Raw genomic sequence first — 21016 nt, 5'->3', positions numbered from 1 at the left:
GACTTGCACGCCCAGCCTGCCATCTGATTCGATGACCGTCAACATAGACGTTTATCGAATCAGTGGGAGTGTGTGATGGAACGGCTTGACGTCGCGGTCATCGGGGGCGGGCAGTCCGGTCTCGCCGCCGCCCACGCCCTGCGCGGACAAGGACTGAAGCCGGTGGTCCTGGAGGCGTCCGATCAGGCGGCTGGTTCCTGGCCGTACTACTACGACAGCCTCACCCTCTTCTCGCCCGCCCGGTACAGCTCACTGCCCGGTCTGCCGTTCGGCGGCGACCCGGACCGCTACCCCCACCGCGACGAGGTCGTCGCGTACCTCCTGCGGTACGCCGACCGGCTGGACGCCGAGATACGCACCGGCCACCGGGTGCGTGAAGTCCACCCGGACGGGGACGGGTTCACGCTCACCATGGCTGACGGATCCGAGGCCGGCGCCCGAGCCGTGGTGGCCGCGACCGGCGGCTTCGGCCGGCCCAAGCGCCCCGCGCTGCCGGGCCTGGACTCCTTCACCGGAAGAGTCCTGCACGTCACCGACTACCGCAGCCCCGAGCCCTTCGCCGGGCAGCGCGTCGTGGTGGTGGGCGCCGGCAACTCCGCCGTGCAGATCGCCTCGGAACTCGCCCTGCGCTCCCGTGTCACCCTCGCCAGCCGGGCGCCGGTGAAGTGGTTCAAGCAGCGCCCGCTGGCAGGGAAGGACCTCCACTTCTGGCTCAAGGCCACCGGCCTGGACACCGCACCGCTCGGCCGCTTCCAGAAAGCTCCGGCCACCATGGCCGTCATCGACGATGGCCGCTATCGGGCGGCCCTCGCGGCACGGGCGCCCGACCGTCGCCCGCTGTTCACCGGCACCGACGGCACCGAACTGACCTGGCAGGACGGCACGACCGAGCACGTCGACACCATCGTCCTCGCCACCGGCTACCACCCCGACCTCGCCTACCTCGCCGCCCTTGGCGCACTGGACGGGCACGGACGCCCCCGTCACCACGACGCAGCCTCCCTCACCCATCCCGCTCTGGCGTATATGGGCCTGGAGTGGCAGCGCAGCCTTTCCTCCGCCTCCCTGCGAGGCGTCGGCCGCGACGCCCAGCGCGCCGCCCGCCGGCTCGCTGCGCGCCTCACCGCCGCGTAACGGCCGACCGCGGCGGCAGCCTCTCGGCGCTTGGTTCGATGTGTGTCAACATAGACGTATGTCGAATGTGCAGGTGTTGCCGCTGCTGGAGCCCGAGGCTGCCGTCGCGCCGTGCTGCCCGCCGCTGACCGAACGGCCATTCAGCGCCGAAGAGGCCGAGGTGGCCGCCAGGATGTTCAAGGCGCTCGGCGACCCGGTCCGGCTCCGCCTGTTCTCGGCCGTCGCCTCGCACGAGGGCGGCGAGGCGTGCGTGTGCGACATCTCCGACGTCGGTGTCTCCCAGCCGACCGTCTCCCACCACCTGAAGAAGCTCAAGGACGCCGGACTGCTGACGTCCGAGCGGCGAGGCACCTGGGTCTACTACCGGGTGGAGCCCAGCGTTCTGGCGGCGATGGGCCAGCTGCTGTCCACTGCGGCCGGCCCCTGACCTTCGCCTCGACCTACAGGAGCCACACCGTGTCCACCCACGTCGGACGGGCGCCCACCGTCATCGTGCCGCTCCGAGCCGCGCACGCCGACGAGGTGCTGGCGATCTACCAGGCCGGCATCGACGAGGGCAACGCGACCTTCGAAACCGCAACACCGTCCTGGGAGTCCTTCGACACGGCGAAACTGCCCGAGCACCGCTTCGCCGCCCTCGCCGACGACGGCACGGTAGCGGGCTGGGCAGCCGTTGCACCCGTATCAAACCGCCCCGCGTACGCGGGAGTTGTCGAGCAATCGGTGTACGTTCATCCCGGCGCCCGGGGGCGCGGTATCGCCTCCGCACTGCTCGGAGCGCTGATCGAATCCACCGAGGCCGCCGGCATCTGGACCATCCAGTCCGGCATCTTCCCCGAGAACACCGCCAGTCTCGCGCTTCACCAACGAGCCGGCTTCCGCATCATCGGCACCCGCGAACGCGTCGGCCGCCACCACGGCGTCTGGCGCGACGTCCTCCTCATCGAACGCCGCAGCGCCAAGGTCGTCTGAAGGGCACCCTCGTAAAGGCCGGGCGCGATGCCAGAGGCACCGGGGATGATGCGGTGATGAGTATCGACATCGACTGGGCGCGCGCCGAACTCGCTCAATTCCTGGAACTGACCAAGCTGTACCGGCCTCCCGACCCGCAAGGCGTGGTCAGCTTCAGTCCTCGGCTGGCCAACCGGGGGCCACAGGGGGACATCGTCGCCAGTGCCCAGGTGGTTGAGCAGATCCTGGACCGTGTACTGCCTCGTTGGCGAGCTGAGGTCCCCAACGACCGCAATACGCAGATCAACCGCTGGTATCAGCACCGCGAGGCCGTCCAGCGGGCCGACGTGGTGCTTGAGCGCGATGCCGAAATCCGCCAACGCCTCGGCGGCGACGCCCCGCAGTTGAGCGCCGGTTCGATGCATCCGTGGGTGTGGGACGGGGCTCGGGCGCTGTGGCAGAGCGGCCACTTCCGCGAGGCGGTCACCGCTGCAGCCCGAAAGGTCAACGCGGAGACGCAGAACAAGGTCGGACGCCGCGACGTGAGCGAGACCGCGCTGTTCCAGAACCTGTTCAGCAAGGATCCCGCCAAGGCCGGCCAGCCCCGGTTGCGGCTGATGACCGACGACGGCAGTGACACGTTCCGCAGCATCCATCGCGGCGCCGCCGCTTTCGCCGAGGGCTGTTACGCCGGCATCCGTAACCCCAACAGCCACGAGGACGGACTTGCCGAGCTCCCCGAGCACGAAGCTCTCGAACAGCTCGCGGCGTTCAGCGTCCTGGCCCGTTGGGTGGACAGTGCTGTCGTCGCCAACTGACAAGCTGCGCGGTGATACACCAGTGCCTGACGCCGGGCACGAGGAGATGTAGCCAGGGTCAGCGCAGCAGGGCCGCGACGTCGCGTGCCGCGTCCCGGGCGGGGCGGCCGACGCCGGTGAGGGTGGCGGAGGCGGGGCCGGTCCAGTCGCCGTAGCCGAGCAGGTGGAGACGGGGTTCGCCCGCAGCCTGTGTGCCGTTCGTGGGGATGTGGCCGCGTTGCCCGCGCAGGGCGAGCGGGGCGAGGTGGGAGAGGGCGGGGCGGAAGCCTGTGCACCAGATGACGGCATCGATCCGGGCGCGTGTGCCGTCGGACCAGGCGCTGTCGGAGGTGAGGCGGTCGAACATTGGCTGCGCTTTCAGCAGTCCGGCATCGCGGGCTTCCCGTACGGGCGGTACGGCGACGATGTCGCCGAGCGAGGCGACGCCGCCGGTGTCCGTGTGGCCTTCGTCCAGGGCGCGGCGGCGGGCAGTCGCCGCGTCGAACAGGGCGCGGCCGTCGATGTCGTCGGCGAGGAAGCGCGGCGGGCGTGAAGTCACCCAGGTCAGCTCGGTGCTTGAGGCGAGGTCGGCCGCGATCTGCGCGCCGGAGTTGCCCCCGCCGACCACGACGACGCGCTGCCCGGCGAATTCGGCCGGAGTCCGGTAGCCGGCCGTGTGGAGTTGGCGGCCGGTGAAAACGTTCATGCCGGTGAAAACGTTCATGCCGGGGACGGCGGGCAGGAACGGCCGCCACCACGTACCGGTCGCCGAGATCACGGCTCGCGCTGACCAGACACCGGACTCCGTCTCCACCCGCAGTCGTGTGCCGTCTCGTCGTACGGCGTTCACGCGCACCGGCCGGTGGACGGGCAGGTCGTAGCGGTGTTCGTAGTCGGTGAGGTAGTCCACGACGTGCCCGGCGTCCGGGTACTCCTGCCCCGCTTGCGGGGGCATGAGCCGGCCGGGCAGTGAGGAGTACGCCGCCGGCGAGAACAGGCGCAGCGAGTCCCAGGCATGTTGCCACGCACCGCCCGCCCGGGTCTGGGCGTCGAGGACGACGAAGTCCAGGCCGAGTCGGCGCAGGTGGTAACCGGCGGCGAGCCCGGCCTGGCCGCCGCCGATCACCACCACATCGACGACGGTGGTCACGCGTTCGTCGTACTCGTCGTGGTGATCGCTGTGGGGGCGAACTTCCGTCGCCAGGCCAGGGCCACGTACACCAGACCGATCAGGACGGGGACTTCGATGAGAGGGCCGACAACGCCGGAGAGCGCCTGGCCGGAGGTGACGCCGAAGGTGGCGATGGCGACGGCGATGGCGAGTTCGAAGTTGTTGCCCGCCGCGGTGAAGGCCAGGGTCGTGGTGCGGTCGTAGGCCAGGCCGATGGCCTTGCCGAGCGCGAAGGTGCCGAAGAACATGATCGCGAAGTACACGAGCAGCGGGAGCGCGATCCGGGCGACGTCCATGGGCTGTGAGGTGATCGTCTTTCCCTGGAGGGCGAAGAGGATGACGATCGTGAACAGCAGCCCGTACAGGGCCCAGGGGCCGATCTTCGGCAGGAACGTGGCCTCGTAGGACTCGCGGCCCATCTTCTTCTCGCCCATGCGGCGGGTCAGGAACCCGGCCAGCAGCGGGATGCCGAGGAAGATGACGACGTTCAGCGCGATCTTCCACATGGAGATGTCGAGCTTCTCGCCGTCGCCCAGGCCGAGCCAGCCGGGGAGCAGGTCGAGGTAGAGCCAGCCGAGCAGGCCGAAGGCGATGACCTGGAACACGGAGTTGAGGGCGACGAGGACGGCGGCTGCTTCGCGGTCGCCGCAGGCCAGGTCGTTCCAGATGATGACCATGGCGATGCAGCGGGCGAGGCCGACGATAATCAGGCCGGTGCGGTACTCGGGAAGGTCCGGCAGGAAGATCCAGGCCAGCGCGAACATGACGGCCGGGCCGACGATCCAGTTGACCGCCAGGGACGACGCCATGAGCCTGCGGTCGCCGGTGACGGCGTCCAGCTTGTCGTAACGCACCTTGGCCAGTACGGGATACATCATGATCAGCAGGCCGACGGCGATCGGCAGGGAGATGCCGCCGATCTCGACCTTGGCGAGCGCGTCGTTCAGTCCGGGGATCAGCCGGCCGAGCCCGAGACCCAGGGCCATGGCGAGCAGGATCCACACGGCCAGGAACCGGTCGAGCGTGGAGAGCTTGGCGACGACCGAGGCGTCCTGCCCGCTCTGCGGTGAGGTGGCGGCGGTCGTGGTCGGTTCGCTGGTCACGGGCAGGCCCGCTTGATGTCGGCGGCCTGGTTCAGGCGTGCGGTCGAGGCCAGGGTGGCGAAGGAGCCGGCGAGGTCTTCAATGACTTCGGGGCGCAGTTTGTAGTACGTGAAGCGCCCGCAGGGCTCGGTGTCCACGACTCCGGCCTCGCGCAGGACGCGCAGGTGGTTGGAGAGATTCGTCTGCTTGGCGCCGGTCTCCTCGACCAGGTGCGTGGTGCAGAGCGTCTCGCGGGCGAGCAGGGTCACGATCTGGAGCCTGAGCGGGTCCGCGAGAACGCGGATCAGATCAGTGTCGACTGACGTCATCATGGAGTGATACTTTCACATCAGTGGCGACTGACGCCACCGGGTGCTGATATCACCCGTGCCTGACTTCACCGTGAGACAAGAGAGCCCTTCTGATGCCCGAGAAGCCTTCTGTGCTGTTCGTGTGTGTCCACAACGCAGGCCGTTCCCAGATGGCCGCCGCATGGCTGACCCATCTCGCCGGGGACCGCGTCGAGGTCCGCTCGGCCGGCTCGAACCCCGGCGACGCGGTGAACCCCGCCGCCGTCGAAGCCATGGCCGAGGTCGGGATCGACATCTCCGCGGAGACCCCGAAGATCCTCACCGTCGACGCCGTCAAGGAGTCGGACGTCTGCATCACCATGGGCTGTGGCGACACCTGCCCCGTCTTCCCCGGCAAGCGCTACCTCGACTGGACGCTGGATGACCCGGCCGGCCAGGGCGTCGAGGCCGTACGCCCCATCCGTGACGAGATCAAGAAGCGCGTCGAGGTCCTGATCGAGGAGATCGTGCCGGGGAAGACGGCATGAGCGAGATACGCGATGTCATCGTCATCGGTTCAGGCCCCGCTGGCTACACCGCCGCGCTCTACGCGGCCCGCGCCCAGCTGAAGCCGCTGCTGTTCGGCAGCTCGATCTCCGTCGGCGGCACCCTGACGACGACCACCGACGTCGAGAACTTTCCGGGCTTCCCCGACGGGGTCGACGGGCCGGTCCTCATGGAGAACATGCGGGCCCAGGCGGCGAAGTTCGGTGCGGAGATGGTTGACGACGACATCGTCTCCGTCAACCTGACCGGCTCCGTCAAGGAACTCACCGACTCACAGGGGACGGTTCACCGCGCGAAGACCGTGATCGTGGCGACCGGCTCCAGCTACCGCAAGCTCGGACTGCCGCGCGAGAGCGAGCTCTCCGGGCGCGGCGTGTCCTGGTGCGCCACGTGCGACGGGTTCTTCTTCAAAGGCCGCGACATCGTGGTCGTCGGCGGCGGTGACACCGCGATGGAAGAAGCTACCTTCCTCACCCGCTTCGCCAAGTCCGTCACCGTCGTCCACCGCCGCTCCGCCCTCCGTGCCTCGCAGGTCATGAAGAACCGCGCCTTCGCCGACGACAAGATCTCCTTCGCGTTCGACAGCGAGATCGCGGAGATCAAGGAGGAGGGCGGCATGCTCTCCGGCCTCGTCCTGCGGGACACCTTCACCGGCAAGACGCGAGACCTTGACGCGACGGGCCTGTTCATCGCGATCGGCCACGACCCGCGCACCGAACTCTTCACCGGCCAGCTGGAGCTGGACCACGAGGGCTACCTCAAGGTCGACGCCCCCTCGACCCGTACGAACATCCCCGGCGTCTTCGCCGCCGGTGACGTCGTCGACCACACCTACCGCCAGGCCATCACCGCCGCCGGCACCGGCTGCGCCGCCGCTCTGGACGCCGAGCGCTACCTCGCCGCCCTCACCGACACCGAGAACGCCGCAGGCCGTGCGAGCACCGCCGAGGCGGACAGGGCCCCCGCCGGCGTCTGACCCCTCGTCTACGGCCTGTCAGTGAGGACTTGGACGAGCTGGTCCACGGTGGGCGCACCGGCGAGCCCGTCGCGGGGTCGCGTAGAGGCGGCAGGCAAGGCCGTAACTCTCGCCCGGGGCCGGGAAAGGGTCCTGCCCGTCGATGCGGATCGTGGGTGATCCGGAGAAGCGAAGAGCCTGGGCCGTCGCGTTCGTGTCCACGGAACGCAGGCGCACCTTCTGGCCGGAGCGGCCGGTGACGTTCAGGGCTTTGGCGAGGCGTTCGTGGGTGAGGTGCCAGTTGGGGCAGCCTTCGAAGTAGAACAATTCAATGTCCACGGGCCCATGATGCGCCCGGCCTCACCCCGCTGATTCCGCAAGTTCTTCTCCGACGGCTTGACCGGGCAGCGGCGCTCAGGCGGTGGTCGACTTGGCGAAGTGTGTGGTCGTGGCCACGTTCAGCTTGGGTGTGGGAGCGGGTGGCGCGCTCGAACACCCGGGCCGCTTCTCGCAGTTCACGCTGGTGTGGTCGGCGCTGGTGGTGGCGAGTGCGTCCAGAACTTCCCCAGCCGCCGACCGAGACGAGCGGCAGGGCGAAGGCGAGCCCCCCGCAGCCGGCCAGCCCGAGGACGGGAACGGCGCGCGGCGGGCGCCCTTCGGCCGGGGTGAGGGTGGAAGCGGCGGCGTTGGCGACGGCGTAGTAGGCCAGGACGCCGAAGGAAGAGAAGCCGATCGCGCCGCGCACGTCGACGGTGGCGGCGAGCAGTGCGGCGACCGCGCCGACGGCGAGTTCGGCGTGGTGCGGGACGCCGAAGCGCGGGTGAACCGCGGCCAGGGTACGGGGCGGGTGCCGGTCGCGCGCCATGCCAGGGTGGTGCGGGAGAGCCCGAGGATCAGCGCGAGCAGGCACGGGCCGCCGGAGCGAGCGCGGCGAAGATGCCCGCCCCGATCATCGACCCCAGGCCGATCACTACCGCGTCGGGCATCCCCAGGCGCCGCTTCAATTCGCCGCCGTCGGCCGCGGTCCCCACCGCCGTCATCGCCTGCTCCTTCCCGGCAACCCGTAGCCGAGTGTCCTGTCCGTACGATCCCGGCGCACCGTCACGGAGCGAGGTGTCCGGCCGAAGCCAGGACATCCAAGAGTTCGTGAAGGCGTCGAGTTCGCGAGGTGCGGGGAGGGCACTGTGAGCGTGCCGGTCACTGTGAAGTCGGCCGTGTATGCCCTGAGTGGCGGCCTCGCTGGTGGCTGGTCTGTTACCCGGCTGTGCGTCACGATCAGGGGATGTCGATGAGCCGGCCGGTGATCTCGTCCGGCAGCACCCGGATCCACAGGGGCCGCGACCCGCCCGCCCAGGGGCGTGCACCCGCCCGGTCAGCCAGTGGGCCCGTGGTCGCGGAATCTGTGAGGTGCTCGGTTGTCCCCGTCACCAGCACGCTCCAGCCGCGCATCCGCTCCTCGTCCAGACGGTCGGCCTCGAAGGCGAGTGGCGTACCCGCGTCGACCGCCCCGACGCTTCCGGGCCGGGTCCGGTAGACCACGCTCCGGCCGTCCACCAAAAAGTTGACCGGGACGATCACGGGCGCGGTATCCCCTCGGAGCCCCAGTCGCCCAACCCCGTGTGTTCCGAGCCGGTCCCAGCACTCACGCTCCGTGAGACGCATCAGACGCGGGTGGGCTCCGGCGTTCGCCTGACCCGGCGGCGGATCGACGCGTCCGTGAAGCAGCTCGTCGGACGTCATGTCCAGCGCCTCGGCCAGCCGGGCCAGCCCCTCCGGGTCGAAGTCGCCGTGCAGTGATGCCAGCTCCCGCAGGTAGGACGGGGACATCCGAGCGCTGTGCGCCAGCTCGGACAGGGAGAGCCCCAGCTGGATCCGGCGCAGCTCCATCCGGTCGGCCACGTCCTCCGACGTTCCGGGCTCACTCTCCGCCGCGCCGTCCGATGATGCCTGCTCGTCCTGCGCCACCCTCGCCTCCATCGCCGACGCTTATGGACCTGTTCCCAGATGAACACGGGGACTCGGAACCTCGCCAGCGGGACGGGGGCCGACCGGTCCTTCTGCGGGGCGTCGGGCCGACAGGCACCCGTGCGAGCGATTGCCCCTTCAGTCCCCGGTCAGGGCCTGTCGGCCCCTCCTCGGTCCCGATCGGCGCGGCCACACTCGGAGTGAGATGGAAGGTCCGATCGAGGAGGGACCATGCGTCACACGCTGTACGGGGTTGCCGATGTGATGTCGAACCCCGTTGTCGCGGTCGCTCCGCGGGCCGGGTTCAAGGAGATCGTCGAGACCTTGAGGAAGTGGAAGGTGAGTGCCGTTCCGGTCCTTGAGGGCGACGGACGTGTCATCGGGGTGATCTCCGAGGCCGACCTGCTCGACAAGGAGGGATTCCGGGACGCGGACCCCAGTCGTCTGGAGCAGATGCGCCACCTCGACGATCTGCGCAAGGCGGGCGGGGTGACGGCACGCGAACTCATGAGCGTGCCCGCCGTCACAGTCCGGGAGGATGCCACACTGGCTCAGGCGGCCCGGACCATGGCACTGGGTGGACTGAAGCGGCTGCCGGTGGTCGACGCCGCCGGGATGCTGCGCGAGATCGTCAGCCGCTCCGACCTGCTCAAGGTGTTCCTCCGGTCCGACGACGACATCGCGGAGGAGGTACGCACAGAGGTGGTCGAGCCTCTCTTCCGCGTGTCCCGCGAGAACGTACTGGTCACGGTCGTCGACGGGGTTGTCACGCTCAGCGGCGCGATCCAGGACACCGCCCTTGTCCCGGTGGCGGCCCGTATGGTCCGGGCGGTCGAGGGTGTCGTGGATGTCGAGTGCGACCTGGTGGGACCGCGAGCCGCGTCGATGGGCCTCGCGCCGTCGGAACCGCGGCCCTGAAGGACGCCGCCCCGAGCTGTGCTTCCCGTGAGCCCTGTCCAATCAGACCTCGTGAGCCCACTGTCCGGTCAGACCGAGCCGTGTTCCGGGACCGTCTCACCGGGAAAGCCGTCGGTGCGCCACGACCGGCCGTCGGGCAGCACCGCGAATCCTTCGTAGCCGTCGAGGGATTCCAGCCAGTCCCGTGCCGACTCCCCTCTCGCGAAGGCGGCGGTCGCGTAGACGTCGGTCATCGTGAGCCCTGCGCCGGTCACGGTGACCGATGCCAGGCCGTTCGCGGGTATGCCGAGGTGTGGGTTGACGATGTGGGCACTGCGTTCGGCTGTTCCGGAGGTGGCGACGGCCAGGTCGCCTGCCTCGACGGTCGCGCACAGCTCTCCGGGGCGCAGCGGGTGGGCGATCCCGATTCGCCAGGGAGTGCCCGGTGCGGCCTCGCCTCTCAGCCGCAGGTCTCCGCCACCGTTCAGGCAGGTGTTGCGGGCCCCCGCCTCGTACAGGATCTGGGACGCGCCCTCCACCGCCCAGCCCTTGACCAGCCCCGACGGGTCGAGGAAGCCGGTCGCGAGATGGCTGAACCAGCCGGCGGTGTTTCGTGCGGCGCTTCGGCAGAGTGCGAGGACCTCGCGTACCTCCGCGGAGCAGTCGGCGACCTCGATCTCGTGGCGGGCCAGGCGGCTGATGGCGCTGTCCGGCCGGTAGGTGGAGTACACCTCGTCGACGTGGTGCAGCCAGGAGACCGCTTCGCTCAGCGCCGCCTCGATCGCGGGGCCGCGTTTGTCGCGGATGTCGAAGGACACGACGGTGCCCATAACGTGCTCGACATGGCGCAGACCGCGCACGGTGTCAGACACCGGCCCGGTCCAGTGCGCTCTGCAGGGACTGGATGTAGCCCTGGCTGGTGTAGCTCGCACCGGAGACCGAGTCGATGTGCGCGCTGTGGCTGCCCAGTGCTTCTTGCGTCAGGCGTGGCACGGCGTAGGCGGCGATCTCCTGGTCGCGTCCGTTTCCGGACGGCACTTGGAGCATCTTGACCGCGGTCAGTTCTCCGGCCTTGACCGTGGCGGCGACCTGCACCGTGCCGTACTGGGTCTGTACGGCGTCCCCGGTGTAGGTGCCGGTGCCCCGTCCGCCCGGTGGTGTCGCCGTCCCGGTCGGAGCCGGAGACGTCCCCGCAGGCGGGGCCGCCCCGAGCGCCGGGATGCCCGGCTGGTGCGGTTTGAGGGTGAGCAGCAGCACGACCAGGGCGCTGGTCGAAGCGGCGGCGATTGCGGCTCTGCGCACGGCGGGCCTCCTTAGAACTCGAACGACTCGTGGTGGATGTGGCGGCGGGGCACCCCGGCGCCCCGCAGAGCGCCCTTGGCGGCGTCGGTCATTCCGGGCGGGCCGCACAGGTACACCTCGTGCGCGGCGAGGTCCGGCACCAGGGCGCTGAGGGCCCGCGCCGTCAGGGGTGAGTGGCTGGAGGCGGGTTCGCCCACGACGTAGTGCACGACGGCGCCCCGCGCCGCGGCTATCGCGTCGAGTTCGTCGCGCAGCGCCAGGTCTTCCGGGCGACGGGCCCGGTAGACCAGTGTCACCTCGCCGGGAAGGGTCTCGAAAAGGGCCCTGAGGGGTGTGATCCCCACACCTCCGGCCAGCAGCAGGATCTTCCGGGCTCTGGTGCGGTCCGCCGTGAAGGCACCGTAGGGCCCTTCGGCCCACACCCGGGTGCCCGGCCGCAGCCCTGCCAGCGCCGCGCTGTGCTGGCCCGCCGCTTTCACGGTGATCCGCAGATGGTGGGGGAGCGGCGGCGCCGAGAGGGAGTACGGATTGGCGCTCCACCACAGGCCGGGGGCCAGGAAGCGCCAGCGGAAGAACTGTCCCGGCCGCGCGCCCAGTTCCGCCAGGTGCTCCCCCGTCAGATGGACCGAGACGACGCCGGGGGCTTCGTGACGTACGTCCGCCACCCGCAGCCGGTGCCGCAGCGAACGCCGCACGGGAACCAGGAAGCGGTACCACCCGACGAGGGCGGCGACGGTGAGGTACAGCGTGTACCAGGCCACTTGGGCTGGCCGGTGTCCGACGAAGTCGGCGCCGTTGCTGAGCTGGTGTGAGAAGGCCAGGAAGACGGCCAGGTAGGTGGCGAAGTGCAGATAGTGCCAGGTCTCGTAGCGCATCCGGGGGCGCGCGGCGCGCGCCGAGACTGCCGCCGTGAGGACGAACAGCAGGAAGGCGGCGGTGGCCTTGAGCATGTCCGGGTAGTGGAGGACCAGGGTGCTCGTCTGGCTCACCACTCCGCTGCCCGACGTCAGCGCGTATCCCCAGATGATCAGCAGGACGTGGGCGAGGACCAGCGACATTGTGTAACGGCCGCCCATGGCATGCCAGCGCGCGAGCCGATCGGTGCCGATGTTGTGGTCGAGCAGGGGGACGCGGGCCATCAGCGCGACCAGTACGGCGCAGGCGTAACCCGCCAGGAGCCCGGTGATCCGGCCCGCGTCGGTCAGCCACGCGCCCGCGCCCACGACCGATGTGGTGTCACTCCACCAGAGGCCGAGAACACCCGCGGCGCCCAGCCAGATCGCGCTCTGGACGACCAGGGGGATCATCGAACGCGGCCGTCGCAGCCGTGGAGCACGCTCTGCCCGGTGCCGCGCGTTCGTCGTCGTACTCATGGGCCCTCTTCCGCCGGTTTGGACCACCGTCGCAGCGCAACCTCTGAGGCTCCTCTGATACCGGTCACCGTCGGCGCATTCAGAGGAAACTCAGAGCGAGTCCAGAGCCCCGCCGCCCCGTTTCGGGAGGATGCTGGAGGGACCATGAACGACCACAGCACCTCAGCCCAGACCCTGCGGGGCAGTGACGGCGGCCCCGTGCGGGTCCTCGTCGTCGACGACGAGCCGGATCTCACGGAGGTCCTATCCGGCGCGCTGTCGGGCGAGGGCTGGCAGGTGCGGACCGCGGCCGACGGCGCTTCGGCCGTGGAGACCGCGCGTGTGTTCCGTCCGCACGCCGTCGTCCTGGACTGGATGCTTCCGGACATGGATGGCCTGCGTGTCCTGCGTGGTCTCCGGGGCGATCTGGACAACGTGTGTGTGCTGTTCCTGACCGCACGTGATTCGGTCCAGGACCGCATCGCCGGCATCACTGCGGGCGGCGACGACTACGTGACCAAGCCCTTCAGCCTGGAGGAGGTCTGGCCCGGCTGCGCGGCCTGCTGCGCCGGGCCGGCATGGCGCGCGAGTCGAGCGACGACCGGCTGGTCGTCGGCGAACTGGTGATGGACGAGGAGGCCCGGGAGGTCACCCGTGGGGGTGAGATCGTGGAGCTGTCTCGTACGGAATTCGAACTCCTGCGGTTCCTGATGCGCAACCCCCGCCGCGTGCTGTCGAAAGCACAGATCCTCGACCGGGTCTGGTCCTACGACTTCGGTGGCCGCGCACACGTCGTGGAGCTGTACATCAGCTATCTGCGCAAGAAGATCGACACCGGCCGGCCCGCGATGATCCACACCGTGCGCGGCGTGGGTTACGTCCTGAAGCCGGAGTACTGATGCGACCAGGGTTTCGCCGGATCCCGCTGCCGCGCACCCTCCGGGCTCAGCTGACCACCGGGATGGTGGTGCTGCTGGCCGTGGCGTGCCTGGCGGTGGGGGTCGCCACGGTCCTCGCGCTCGAAGGCTTCCTCGTACGCCGCCTCGACCAGCAACTCACCGCCTCCGGGGGACGGTTCGCGGCAAGCCTGGAGCACGAGGCCCGGCCCGACGCCGACAACACGCCCGACACGCGCGGCCAGTCGGAAGGCACCTTCGGCGCCCGCCTGCTGAACGGCTCGGTCGACGAGGCGGCGGTCGTCACGGACGAGGCAGACGCCGACGTACGCCTGAACACCGCCGACCGACAGACGCTCGAACGCCTGCCCGTCGACGGGGACACCCACAGCCGGAGACTGTCGGCGCTGGGCGCGTACCGCCTCACCGCCCTCCGTGGAGACGACGGGGACATTCTCATCACCGGCCTGCCACTGCACCCGGTCGAGGAGACGGTGCACCGGCTCGAAGGAGTGGAAGCGGCGGTGTTCGCCGCCGCCCTCGTGGTCACCGGGATTCTGGCAGCGCTCTGGGTGCGCGTCTCCCTGCGCCCTCTGCGCCGGGTGACCAGTACGGCGGCGAGCGTGGCCGAACGCCCCCTGGCCAGTGGCGAGGTCGCCATGCCGGAGCCCGTACCGGCCGGCGACCCGCGCACCGAGGTCGGGCAGGTCGCCACCGCCGTCAACCGCATGCTCGGGCACGTCGGCGACGCCCTGGAACGACGACAGGCCAGCGAAGAACGCCTGCGGCACTTCGCCGCGGACGCCAGCCATGAACTGCGCACCCCCGTGGCGAACATCCGCGGACACGCGGAACTCGCGCTCCGCACCACGAGCCCCGTACCGGCCGAGGTACACCGCGCACTGGACCGCATCCAGTCCGAGTCCGAGCGGATGAGCCGCCTGGTGGACGACCTGCTGCTGCTCGCCCGCATCGACGCGGGCCGCGCCCTCAGCCGCTCCCGGGTCGACCTGACCCGGCTGGTCCTCGACGCCACGGGCGACGCACGCGCCGCCGGGCCGGAGCACCGCTGGCGGCTGGACCTGCCCGAGGAATCGGTGACGACGGAGGGCGACGAACACCGTCTGCACCAGGCCGTCGGGAATCTCCTCGCCAACGCCCGCACCCACACCCCGGCGGGCACCGAGGTCACCGTCCGGCTGTCCGCCGACGACAACCGCGTCAGGCTGACCGTGACGGACGACGGTCCCGGTATCGACGAGGACCTGCTGCCCGAGGTCTTCGGCCGCTTCGTACGCGCCGACCACGGCCGCTCACGTACGACGGGCAGCACCGGACTGGGCCTGGCGATCGTCCATGCCGTGGTCACGGCCCACGGGGGCACGGTGGACGTCGAGAGCCGACCCCGCCGCACCGTGTTCACGGTGACGCTGCCGGCCTCGCCGCCGGACGCGGCGCGGACTTCGGCCTGAATCCGCGCCGCCGCCGACGCCACGCCTCGTGTGCTTCTCGTGGCACGAGCGGACCCGTTTGCCCCATCTGCCCACCCGCCGCAGGCTGGAATCATGACGTTCGCCGCCTCCGCCTCGGAGACACCGCACGGCTGGGCTGTCGAGAGGCCAGGGCCCATCGGCACAGGGCCGCTGGCCCGGGTGCGGCGCCGCCCGCCCGACCCGGGCCCCGGGGACCTGCTGCTGCGGGTGGAGGCGTGCGGCGTCTGCCGTACGGATCTGCACCTTGCCGAGGGGGATCTCGCGCCCCGGCGCCCTTCGACCGTCCCCGGCCATGAGATCGTCGGCCGCGTCGTCGCCGTCGGGGAGGCGGTGACCTCGTTCCGTATCGGCGACCGCGCCGGCGGCGCCTGGCTGCGCGGGACCTGCGGGAAGTGCCGCTACTGCGGGGCCGCGCGGGAGAACCTCTGCCCCCGGTCCAGCTACACAGGATGGGACGCGGACGGCGGCTTCGCCGACCTGGCCCTGGTTCCGGCGGCATTCGCCTACCCGCTCCCGGACGATCGTGACGCCGCCTCGCTCGCGCCCCTCCTGTGTGCCGGGATCATTGGCTACCGCGCGCTCCGCCGCAGCGCACTGCCCGAGGGCGGGCGGCTCGGTATCTACGGCTTCGGTGCCTCGGCCCATCTGGCGGCCCAGGTGGCCTTGGCCGAGGGCGCCACGGTGCATGTGCTGACCAGGTCTGTGCGGGCACGTGAACTGGCACTCGATCTGGGTGCGGCTTCGGCCGGCGGCGCGTACGACGCCCCGCCCGAACCACTCGACTCGGCCGTCCTGTTCGCCCCGGTGGGCGACCTCGTGCCGGTGGCCCTGGAAGCGCTGGACCGCTCCGGCACGCTCGCGGTCGCGGGCATCCACCTCTCCGACATCCCCTCGCTGCACTACGAGCGTCATCTCTTCCAGGAGCGTGACCTGCGCAGCGTCACGTCCAACACCCGCCAGGACGGACGCGACTTCCTGGCCCTCGCGGAGCGGATCGGCATTCAGGTCACCGTGAGTCCGTATCCGCTGGGCCGGGCGGACCAGGCGCTCGCCGACCTCGCGGCCGACCGCGTCAACGGCGCCGCCGTGCTCGTACCGGACTGACCCTGCCCCGGGGCAGATCGAGCCAGCGGGCGGTGCCGGGCGGGACAGCCGACGGGCTCCCGTCGAGCACGACGCGTACGGGATCCTCATTCGATTCCGGCACGGCGACCCGCACCCGCTGCGCCCGGATCCACAGGTCCACGTCCCAGTGGTTCAGGTAGCGGATGCCGACCCGGAACTTCGACAGCTGCGGCACCGGCGCGGGGTCGAGCCACAGCCCGTCGTCGCGGGTCTCCAGCCCGGTCAGGCAGCGCTGTACGAAATCCAGGGTCCCGGCCATGGCGCCCAGGTGGATTCCCTCCCCGGTGGTGCCGCCCTGAATGTCCGCCACGTCCCCGATGAGCGCCTCCTCGGCGTAGGCCCACGCCTCGTTCCTGCGCGCCCGTGCCAGCACCCACGCGCTGACCAGGGCGCTGAGCGTCGAACCGTGGCTGGTGCGGGGCAGGTAGTAGTCGATCGTGGCACGCCAGGACTCGTCGTCGAGCTGGTGGCCGAGCTGCCGGAAGAGACCCGCGAGTTCCCGCGGGGAGAAGAGGTAGCCGAGCATCAGCACGTCCGCCTGCTTCGACGCCTTGTACCGGTTGACCGAATCCCCCTCGGCCTCCAAGATCCGGTCCAGTCGGCGGATGTCGCCGTACTGTCCGCGGTACCGGTCCCAGTCGAGTTCGCCTAGGTCCGCGTATCCCTCGAACTGGCTGACGACGCCCTCGTGGTACGGCACGTGGAGACGGTGTGCGACGTCGTCCCAGCGCTCCGGCTCGGCCGCATCCATTCGAAGGCGCTCGAACAATTCCTGCCGCCGCGCGCCGGGGAGGGCACGGCTGAGTTCCACACCCCTTGCCAGAACCCATGCGGCGGTGATGTTCGTGTACGCGTTGTCGTCGAGCCCCGGCGCGGCGGAGTCCGGGTAGGCGTCGTGATACTCGTCGGGACCGACGACACCCCGGACGCGATAGCGCTCCAGCGAAGGGTCCCAGACCGCCGTGTCCGCCCAGAAGCGGGCGATCTGGATGACCATCTCCGCGCCCTCGCCGTAGAGGAAATTCTTGTCGCCGCTCGCCTTGGCGTACTGCCAGACGTTGTACGCGACCGTCGATCCGACATGGTGTTGCAGATGGGAGTGGTCCTCCAGCCAGCGGCCGGAGTGGGGGTTCAGATGGAGCCGCTGTGACTCCTCGCGCCCGTCGCTCCCGCTCTGCCAGGGGTACATCGCGCCCACGCGTCCCGCGTCCCTCGCGGCCCGGCAGGCCGCCGGCAGCCGCCGGTGGCGGTAGCCGAGCAGCGCCCGGGACACCTCCGGGAAATGCAGGTTCAGATACGGCAGCACGAACAGTTCGTCCCAGAAGACATGTCCGCGGTACGCCTCGCCGTGCAGCCCTCTCGCGGGTACCCCGACATCCAGTTCGGCGGTGTGCGGGGAGAGGGTCTGGAGTACGTGGAAGAGGTGCAGCCGCAGAATCGTGCCCGCCTCCCCGGGCACGTCGAGAGCCGCCCGCCGCCAGATGTTCTCCCAGGCGCGGTGGTGCGAGGCGAGCAGGCGAGAAAAACCCGGGGCCCTTCTTACGGCGTCGGTCGCGGCCTGCCGGGGACCGCTGATCGCCGGATCGCGGGAGGTGTACAACGCGACCGTCTTGTCCACGACGACCGTCGCGCCACAGTTGACGGGGATCGTCAGGGTCTGGACGGCCTTCCGGTCCGCGAGCCGTGTGTCGGCCCCGTCGCCGCGATGGCCGACCACTCGCACCCGCGAGGCCAGCGCGACAAGGATGTCGGAATTGATGGTGCGGCAGCACAGCCACACCGTGTCGGGCCCTCCGGTGCCGGTACGCCCCCCTGTCAGGTGCCGGTTCGCGAGATCCGCGTAGCGGTCGACGCCGACGTTACGTACATCGCCGTCGAGGGCCGCCTCGACCTCGACTTCGCCCGTCCAGCCCTCGGCCGTGAACGAGGTGCGCTGGGCGGCCAGATGGGGCTCTCCCATATGAACCAGCCGGCACTGCTCCACGCACAGCCGACGCTCCCCGCCGTCCTCTGCCGCCGCATAGACCGACCGCCGGGTGAGTGTGCCGTGCCGCAGGTCCAGCGTCTGCCCGTGCTCGACCAGTTGAGGGCCGCCGGGCGACAGCCATGGGCCGGGGCGGGCGCCTTCGACGCGTACGCGGTAGCGAAGCGGCAGCCAGTTGGGCAGATTGACCATGTCCTCGTTCTCGACCTGGCGTCCCGCGACGGCGGAGGTCAATCGGTTGTAGCAGCCCGCCGCGTAGGTGCCCGGACGATGCGGGGCGCCTGCGGAGGTCTCGGACGCCGATCCGCGAGTGGCGAAGTAGCCGTTGCCCAGGGTGCACAGAGCTTCACGCAGACGTTCCTGCTCCGGGTCGAAGCCCTCATACGTCCATGTCCACGCGAGCGCCGCCGGGCCCTCCTCGCGGTGGCGGTTCAACGCGGGGGCCCGTCGTCACCGCCGGTTTCGGGCTGCCAGGTCCAGTCGGCCACCTCGGGAAGGTCGGTCCCGTGCTCCCGGATCCAGGTGTGGTGCCGGAGCCGGGCGTCCTCCATGGCCTGCCGCGCCCGCGTGGCCCGGACGGCCAGTCCGGGGACACGGTCGATGACATCCATGACCAGCTGGTACCGGTCCATGTTGTTGCGCACCACCATGTCGAACGGGGTCGTGGTGGTGCCGGACTCCCGGTAGCCGTGGACGTGTAGATTCGGGTGACCGGCCCGGCGATAGGCGAGACGGTGGATCAGCCACGGATAGCCGTGGTAGGCGAAGATCACCGGCCGGTCACGGGTGAACAGCGCGTCGTACTGGCTGTCGGAGAGCCCGTGCGGATGTTCCGTCTCGGGAAGCAGCCTGGCCAGGTCGACCACGTTCACCACGCGCAGCGCGAGCTGCGGAAGATGGTGACGGATCAGCTGAGCGGCGGCCAGCACCTCCTGTGTCGGAACGTCCCCGGCACAGGCCAGCACCACATCCGGCTCCTTGCCCTCCTGCTCCGTACCGGCCCACTCCCAGACGCCCAGGCCGCGTGCGCAGTGGGCGCGGGCCTCGTCCAGGGTGAGCCAGTCGAAGGTGGGCTGCTTGCCGGCGACGACGACGTTGACGTAGTCGCGGCTGTGCAGGACGTGCTCGGCGACCGAGAGCAGGGTATTGGTGTCCGGCGGCAGGTAGACCCGTACGACCTCGGGGCTCTTGTTGAGTACGTGGTCGACGAAGCCGGGGTCCTGGTGGGAGAAGCCGTTGTGGTCCTGGCGCCAGACGTGCGAGGTCAGCAGGTAGTTGAGGGAGGCGATCGGCCGGCGCCACGGCAGGGAGCGGGAGACCTTCAGCCACTTGATGTGCTGGTTGACCATCGAGTCCACGATGTGCACGAACGCTTCGTAGCAGGAGAAGAACCCGTGCCGCCCGGTGAGCAGGTAGCCCTCCAGCCAGCCCTGGCAGGTGTGTTCGGAGAGGATCTCCATGACGCGGCCGTGCCGGTCGAGGTGCTCGTCCACGGGCAGGACCGCGGCCTGCCACGCATTTCCCGTGGCGCCGTACAGCGCCTGAAGCCTGTTGGAGGAGGTCTCGTCCGGGCCGACGACCCGGAAGTCGCGTCGCTCGCTCGTGGCCTCCATGACCGATTCGAGCAGGTCGCCCACCACGCGCGTCGGTTCGTGCAGGGTCGCGCCGGGGCGCTCGACCTTCACGGCGTACGGCTCCAGGGCTGGTACGGGCAGGTCCCGCAGGAGCAGACCGCCGTTGGCACACGGGTTCGAGCCGAGCCGGCGCGCGCCTTCGGGGACGCACGCCAGGACATGCGGGAGAGGGCGGCCGTCATGGTCGAACAGCTCCTCCGGCCGGTAGGAGCGGAGCCACGCCTCCAACTGCCGCAGGTGCTCGGGGTTTTCACGAACAGCGGGCAGCGGTACCTGATGGGCCCGCCAGGTGCCCTCGACCGGCAGTCCGTCCACGGTGGCCGGTCCCGTCCAGCCCTTCGGTGTGCGCAGAACGATCACGGGCCATCGGGCGCGTTCGGTGACACCTTCGTCCCGGGCGGTGCGCTGGATGAGCGCGATGGTGTCTAGCGCGGTGTCCATGGCCTCGGCCATGGCGCGGTGGACGGCGTACGGCTCGTCCCCGGTGACGTGCAGCACCTCGTGACCGTATCCGCGCAGCAGGTCGTCCAGTTCCGGCTCGGGGACACGGGCGAGCACCGTCGGATTGGCGATCTTGTAGCCATTGAGATGGAGGATCGGGAGAACCGCGCCGTCGTGCACCAGATCGAGGAACTTGTTCCAGTGCCACGACGCCGCCAGGGGGCCGGTCTCCGCCTCGCCGTCGCCGATGACACAGATGACCAGGAGATCCGGATTGTCGAACGCCGCGCCGTAGGCGTGGGCGAGGGAGTAGCCGAGTTCGCCGCCCTCGTGGATCGACCCCGGCGTCTCGGGCGCCACATGGCTGGGCACCCCGCCGGGGAAGGAGAACTGATGGAAGAGGCGGGCCATGCCGTCCGCGTCCCGCCCGATGTCCGGATACGTCTCGGAGTAGCTTCCCTCCAGCCAGGAGTTGGCCAGCACCGCCGGGCCACCGTGGCCCGGCCCCCAGACGCACAGGGCGTCCTGGTCCCGGGCCTTGATGACGCGGTTGAGGTGGGTGTGGACGAGGTTCAGCCCCGGGGAGGTGCCCCAGTGGCCGAGCAGCCTGGGCTTGATGTGCTCCGGGCGCAGCGGTTCGCCGAGGAGCGGATTGCCCATGAGGTAGATCTGGCCGACCGCCAGATAGTTGGCGGCCCGCCAGTGCGCCACCAGATTCGCCAGTTCGGTGTCGGTGACCGGGTCGTGTGCCGAGGTGCTCGCGTCTCGCATCGCTTCCTCCGGAGTGAAGCATGGACCGGACTCCAGCGTCCCCCCGACCGGCTTTCGCGGCCAACGCACCACAGGTCCCCGTCGGGGGTCCTGTCGGCCCCTGGCGTGCGGGAGACCGGACGGGCGGCGCATGGGCCCGTTCGGCCCTGGCCCGGCCCCGGAAGGTGGGCAAGGATGGAAACCGGGGCTTGATCCACGAATGGCGGAAG

At 70.2% G+C, this 21016-nt stretch carries 19 protein-coding genes and 2 pseudogenes; 10 read left to right on the top strand and 11 right to left on the bottom strand.

Annotated features, from left to right (window positions below; genetic code table 11):
- The first annotated feature begins 75 nt into the window (after positions 1-75).
- The 4 genes from IEY79_RS31735 to IEY79_RS31720 are packed head-to-tail and all read left to right on the top strand — an operon-like array spanning position 76 to position 2903.
- Positions 76-1134 (top strand): flavin-containing monooxygenase, encoded by a 1059-nt coding sequence (locus tag IEY79_RS31735; RefSeq protein WP_189111102.1) that lies wholly within the window; start codon positions 76-78, stop codon positions 1132-1134.
- A 58-nt stretch (positions 1135-1192) separates the two neighbouring features.
- Positions 1193-1561: an ArsR/SmtB family transcription factor gene (locus tag IEY79_RS31730; protein WP_189111101.1), complete on the top strand. Its 369-nt coding sequence runs from the start codon at positions 1193-1195 to the stop codon at positions 1559-1561.
- Between the two features lie 29 nt (positions 1562-1590).
- A complete protein-coding gene (locus tag IEY79_RS31725; protein WP_229701291.1) occupies positions 1591-2106 on the top strand; it encodes a GNAT family N-acetyltransferase in 516 nt (171 codons plus the stop codon).
- Between the two features lie 56 nt (positions 2107-2162).
- On the top strand, positions 2163-2903 hold the full coding sequence (locus tag IEY79_RS31720) for a TIGR02391 family protein (protein ID WP_229701290.1): 741 nt from the start codon (positions 2163-2165) through the stop codon (positions 2901-2903).
- Positions 2904-2961: 58 nt separating this feature from the next.
- On the opposite strand, the gene IEY79_RS31715 is transcribed toward IEY79_RS31720, so the two are convergent.
- The 3 genes from IEY79_RS31715 to IEY79_RS31705 are packed head-to-tail and all read right to left on the bottom strand — an operon-like array spanning position 2962 to position 5467.
- The gene (locus IEY79_RS31715) at positions 2962-4032 is read right to left on the bottom strand and encodes an ArsO family NAD(P)H-dependent flavin-containing monooxygenase (protein WP_189111099.1); all 1071 of its coding nucleotides are present in this window, start codon (positions 4030-4032) and stop codon (positions 2962-2964) included.
- Positions 4029-5156: an ACR3 family arsenite efflux transporter gene (gene arsB, locus IEY79_RS31710; protein WP_189111098.1), complete on the bottom strand. Its 1128-nt coding sequence runs from the start codon at positions 5154-5156 to the stop codon at positions 4029-4031. Before arsB ends, IEY79_RS31715 begins: the two co-directional genes overlap by 4 nt.
- Positions 5153-5467 (bottom strand): ArsR/SmtB family transcription factor, encoded by a 315-nt coding sequence (locus IEY79_RS31705; RefSeq protein WP_189111097.1) that lies wholly within the window; start codon positions 5465-5467, stop codon positions 5153-5155. Before IEY79_RS31705 ends, arsB begins: the two co-directional genes overlap by 4 nt.
- Before the next feature lie 92 nt (positions 5468-5559).
- Between IEY79_RS31705 and IEY79_RS31700 the strand changes: the two genes are divergently transcribed.
- Both IEY79_RS31700 and trxB read left to right on the top strand, forming a co-directional pair.
- A complete protein-coding gene (locus IEY79_RS31700) occupies positions 5560-5973 on the top strand; it encodes an arsenate reductase ArsC (RefSeq protein ID WP_189111096.1) in 414 nt (137 codons plus the stop codon).
- Positions 5970-6968, top strand: coding sequence for a thioredoxin-disulfide reductase (gene trxB / locus IEY79_RS31695; protein ID WP_189111095.1), 999 nt, complete (start codon positions 5970-5972; stop codon positions 6966-6968). The genes IEY79_RS31700 and trxB overlap by 4 nt, the downstream gene beginning before the upstream one ends.
- Before the next feature lie 307 nt (positions 6969-7275).
- Here the strand turns inward: trxB and IEY79_RS37670 are convergent.
- From IEY79_RS37670 to IEY79_RS31680, 3 genes and pseudogenes are all read right to left on the bottom strand, one after another.
- Positions 7276-7853, bottom strand: a pseudogene (locus IEY79_RS37670) (hypothetical protein); the annotation flags it as partial.
- The gene (locus tag IEY79_RS31685; protein WP_189111094.1) at positions 7841-7987 is read right to left on the bottom strand and encodes a hypothetical protein; all 147 of its coding nucleotides are present in this window, start codon (positions 7985-7987) and stop codon (positions 7841-7843) included. The gene IEY79_RS31685 and the pseudogene IEY79_RS37670, both read right to left, overlap by 13 nt.
- A 235-nt stretch (positions 7988-8222) precedes the next feature.
- A complete protein-coding gene (locus IEY79_RS31680; RefSeq protein WP_229701289.1) occupies positions 8223-8912 on the bottom strand; it encodes a helix-turn-helix domain-containing protein in 690 nt (229 codons plus the stop codon).
- Positions 8913-9143: 231 nt separating this feature from the next.
- Between IEY79_RS31680 and IEY79_RS31675 the strand changes: the two genes are divergently transcribed.
- The gene (locus IEY79_RS31675) at positions 9144-9830 is read left to right on the top strand and encodes a CBS domain-containing protein (RefSeq protein WP_189111092.1); all 687 of its coding nucleotides are present in this window, start codon (positions 9144-9146) and stop codon (positions 9828-9830) included.
- A 68-nt stretch (positions 9831-9898) separates the two neighbouring features.
- On the opposite strand, the gene IEY79_RS31670 is transcribed toward IEY79_RS31675, so the two are convergent.
- From IEY79_RS31670 to IEY79_RS31660, 3 genes are read right to left on the bottom strand one after another with little or no spacing between them, the layout of a single operon-like run.
- Positions 9899-10681: an FAD:protein FMN transferase gene (locus IEY79_RS31670; protein WP_229701288.1), complete on the bottom strand. Its 783-nt coding sequence runs from the start codon at positions 10679-10681 to the stop codon at positions 9899-9901.
- Positions 10674-11111: an FMN-binding protein gene (locus tag IEY79_RS31665; RefSeq protein WP_189111091.1), complete on the bottom strand. Its 438-nt coding sequence runs from the start codon at positions 11109-11111 to the stop codon at positions 10674-10676. The genes IEY79_RS31670 and IEY79_RS31665 overlap by 8 nt, the downstream gene beginning before the upstream one ends.
- Before the next feature lie 11 nt (positions 11112-11122).
- The gene (locus IEY79_RS31660; RefSeq protein WP_189111090.1) at positions 11123-12484 is read right to left on the bottom strand and encodes a ferredoxin reductase family protein; all 1362 of its coding nucleotides are present in this window, start codon (positions 12482-12484) and stop codon (positions 11123-11125) included.
- Positions 12485-12628: 144 nt separating this feature from the next.
- Here IEY79_RS31660 and IEY79_RS31655 point away from each other — a divergent pair.
- The 3 genes and pseudogenes from IEY79_RS31655 (at position 12629) to IEY79_RS31645 (ending at position 15956) form a co-directional block, all read left to right on the top strand.
- Positions 12629-13362 (top strand): annotated as a pseudogene (locus tag IEY79_RS31655) (response regulator transcription factor).
- Complete coding sequence (locus IEY79_RS31650) at positions 13362-14831, top strand: sensor histidine kinase (protein ID WP_189111089.1); 1470 nt, start codon at positions 13362-13364, stop codon at positions 14829-14831. The pseudogene IEY79_RS31655 and the gene IEY79_RS31650 overlap by 1 nt, the downstream one beginning before the upstream one ends.
- 93 nt (positions 14832-14924) lie before the next feature.
- Positions 14925-15956, top strand: coding sequence for a zinc-dependent alcohol dehydrogenase family protein (locus IEY79_RS31645; protein WP_189111088.1), 1032 nt, complete (start codon positions 14925-14927; stop codon positions 15954-15956).
- On the opposite strand, the gene IEY79_RS31640 is transcribed toward IEY79_RS31645, so the two are convergent.
- Complete coding sequence (locus IEY79_RS31640; RefSeq protein WP_189111087.1) at positions 15925-18396, bottom strand: glycoside hydrolase family 65 protein; 2472 nt, start codon at positions 18394-18396, stop codon at positions 15925-15927. The two genes, IEY79_RS31645 and IEY79_RS31640, sit on opposite strands and share 32 nt — an antisense overlap.
- Complete coding sequence (locus IEY79_RS31635) at positions 18393-20807, bottom strand: phosphoketolase family protein (protein WP_189111086.1); 2415 nt, start codon at positions 20805-20807, stop codon at positions 18393-18395. Before IEY79_RS31635 ends, IEY79_RS31640 begins: the two co-directional genes overlap by 4 nt.
- Positions 20808-21016 lie beyond the last annotated feature (209 nt).

Origin of the sequence: Streptomyces camponoticapitis (assembly GCF_014646115.1) — a bacterium.
Classification (GTDB): Bacteria; Actinomycetota; Actinomycetes; order Streptomycetales; family Streptomycetaceae; genus Streptomyces; species Streptomyces camponoticapitis.
Note: the sequence above shows the minus strand (reverse complement) of the source record. Positions and strands in the feature narration are given on the sequence as shown.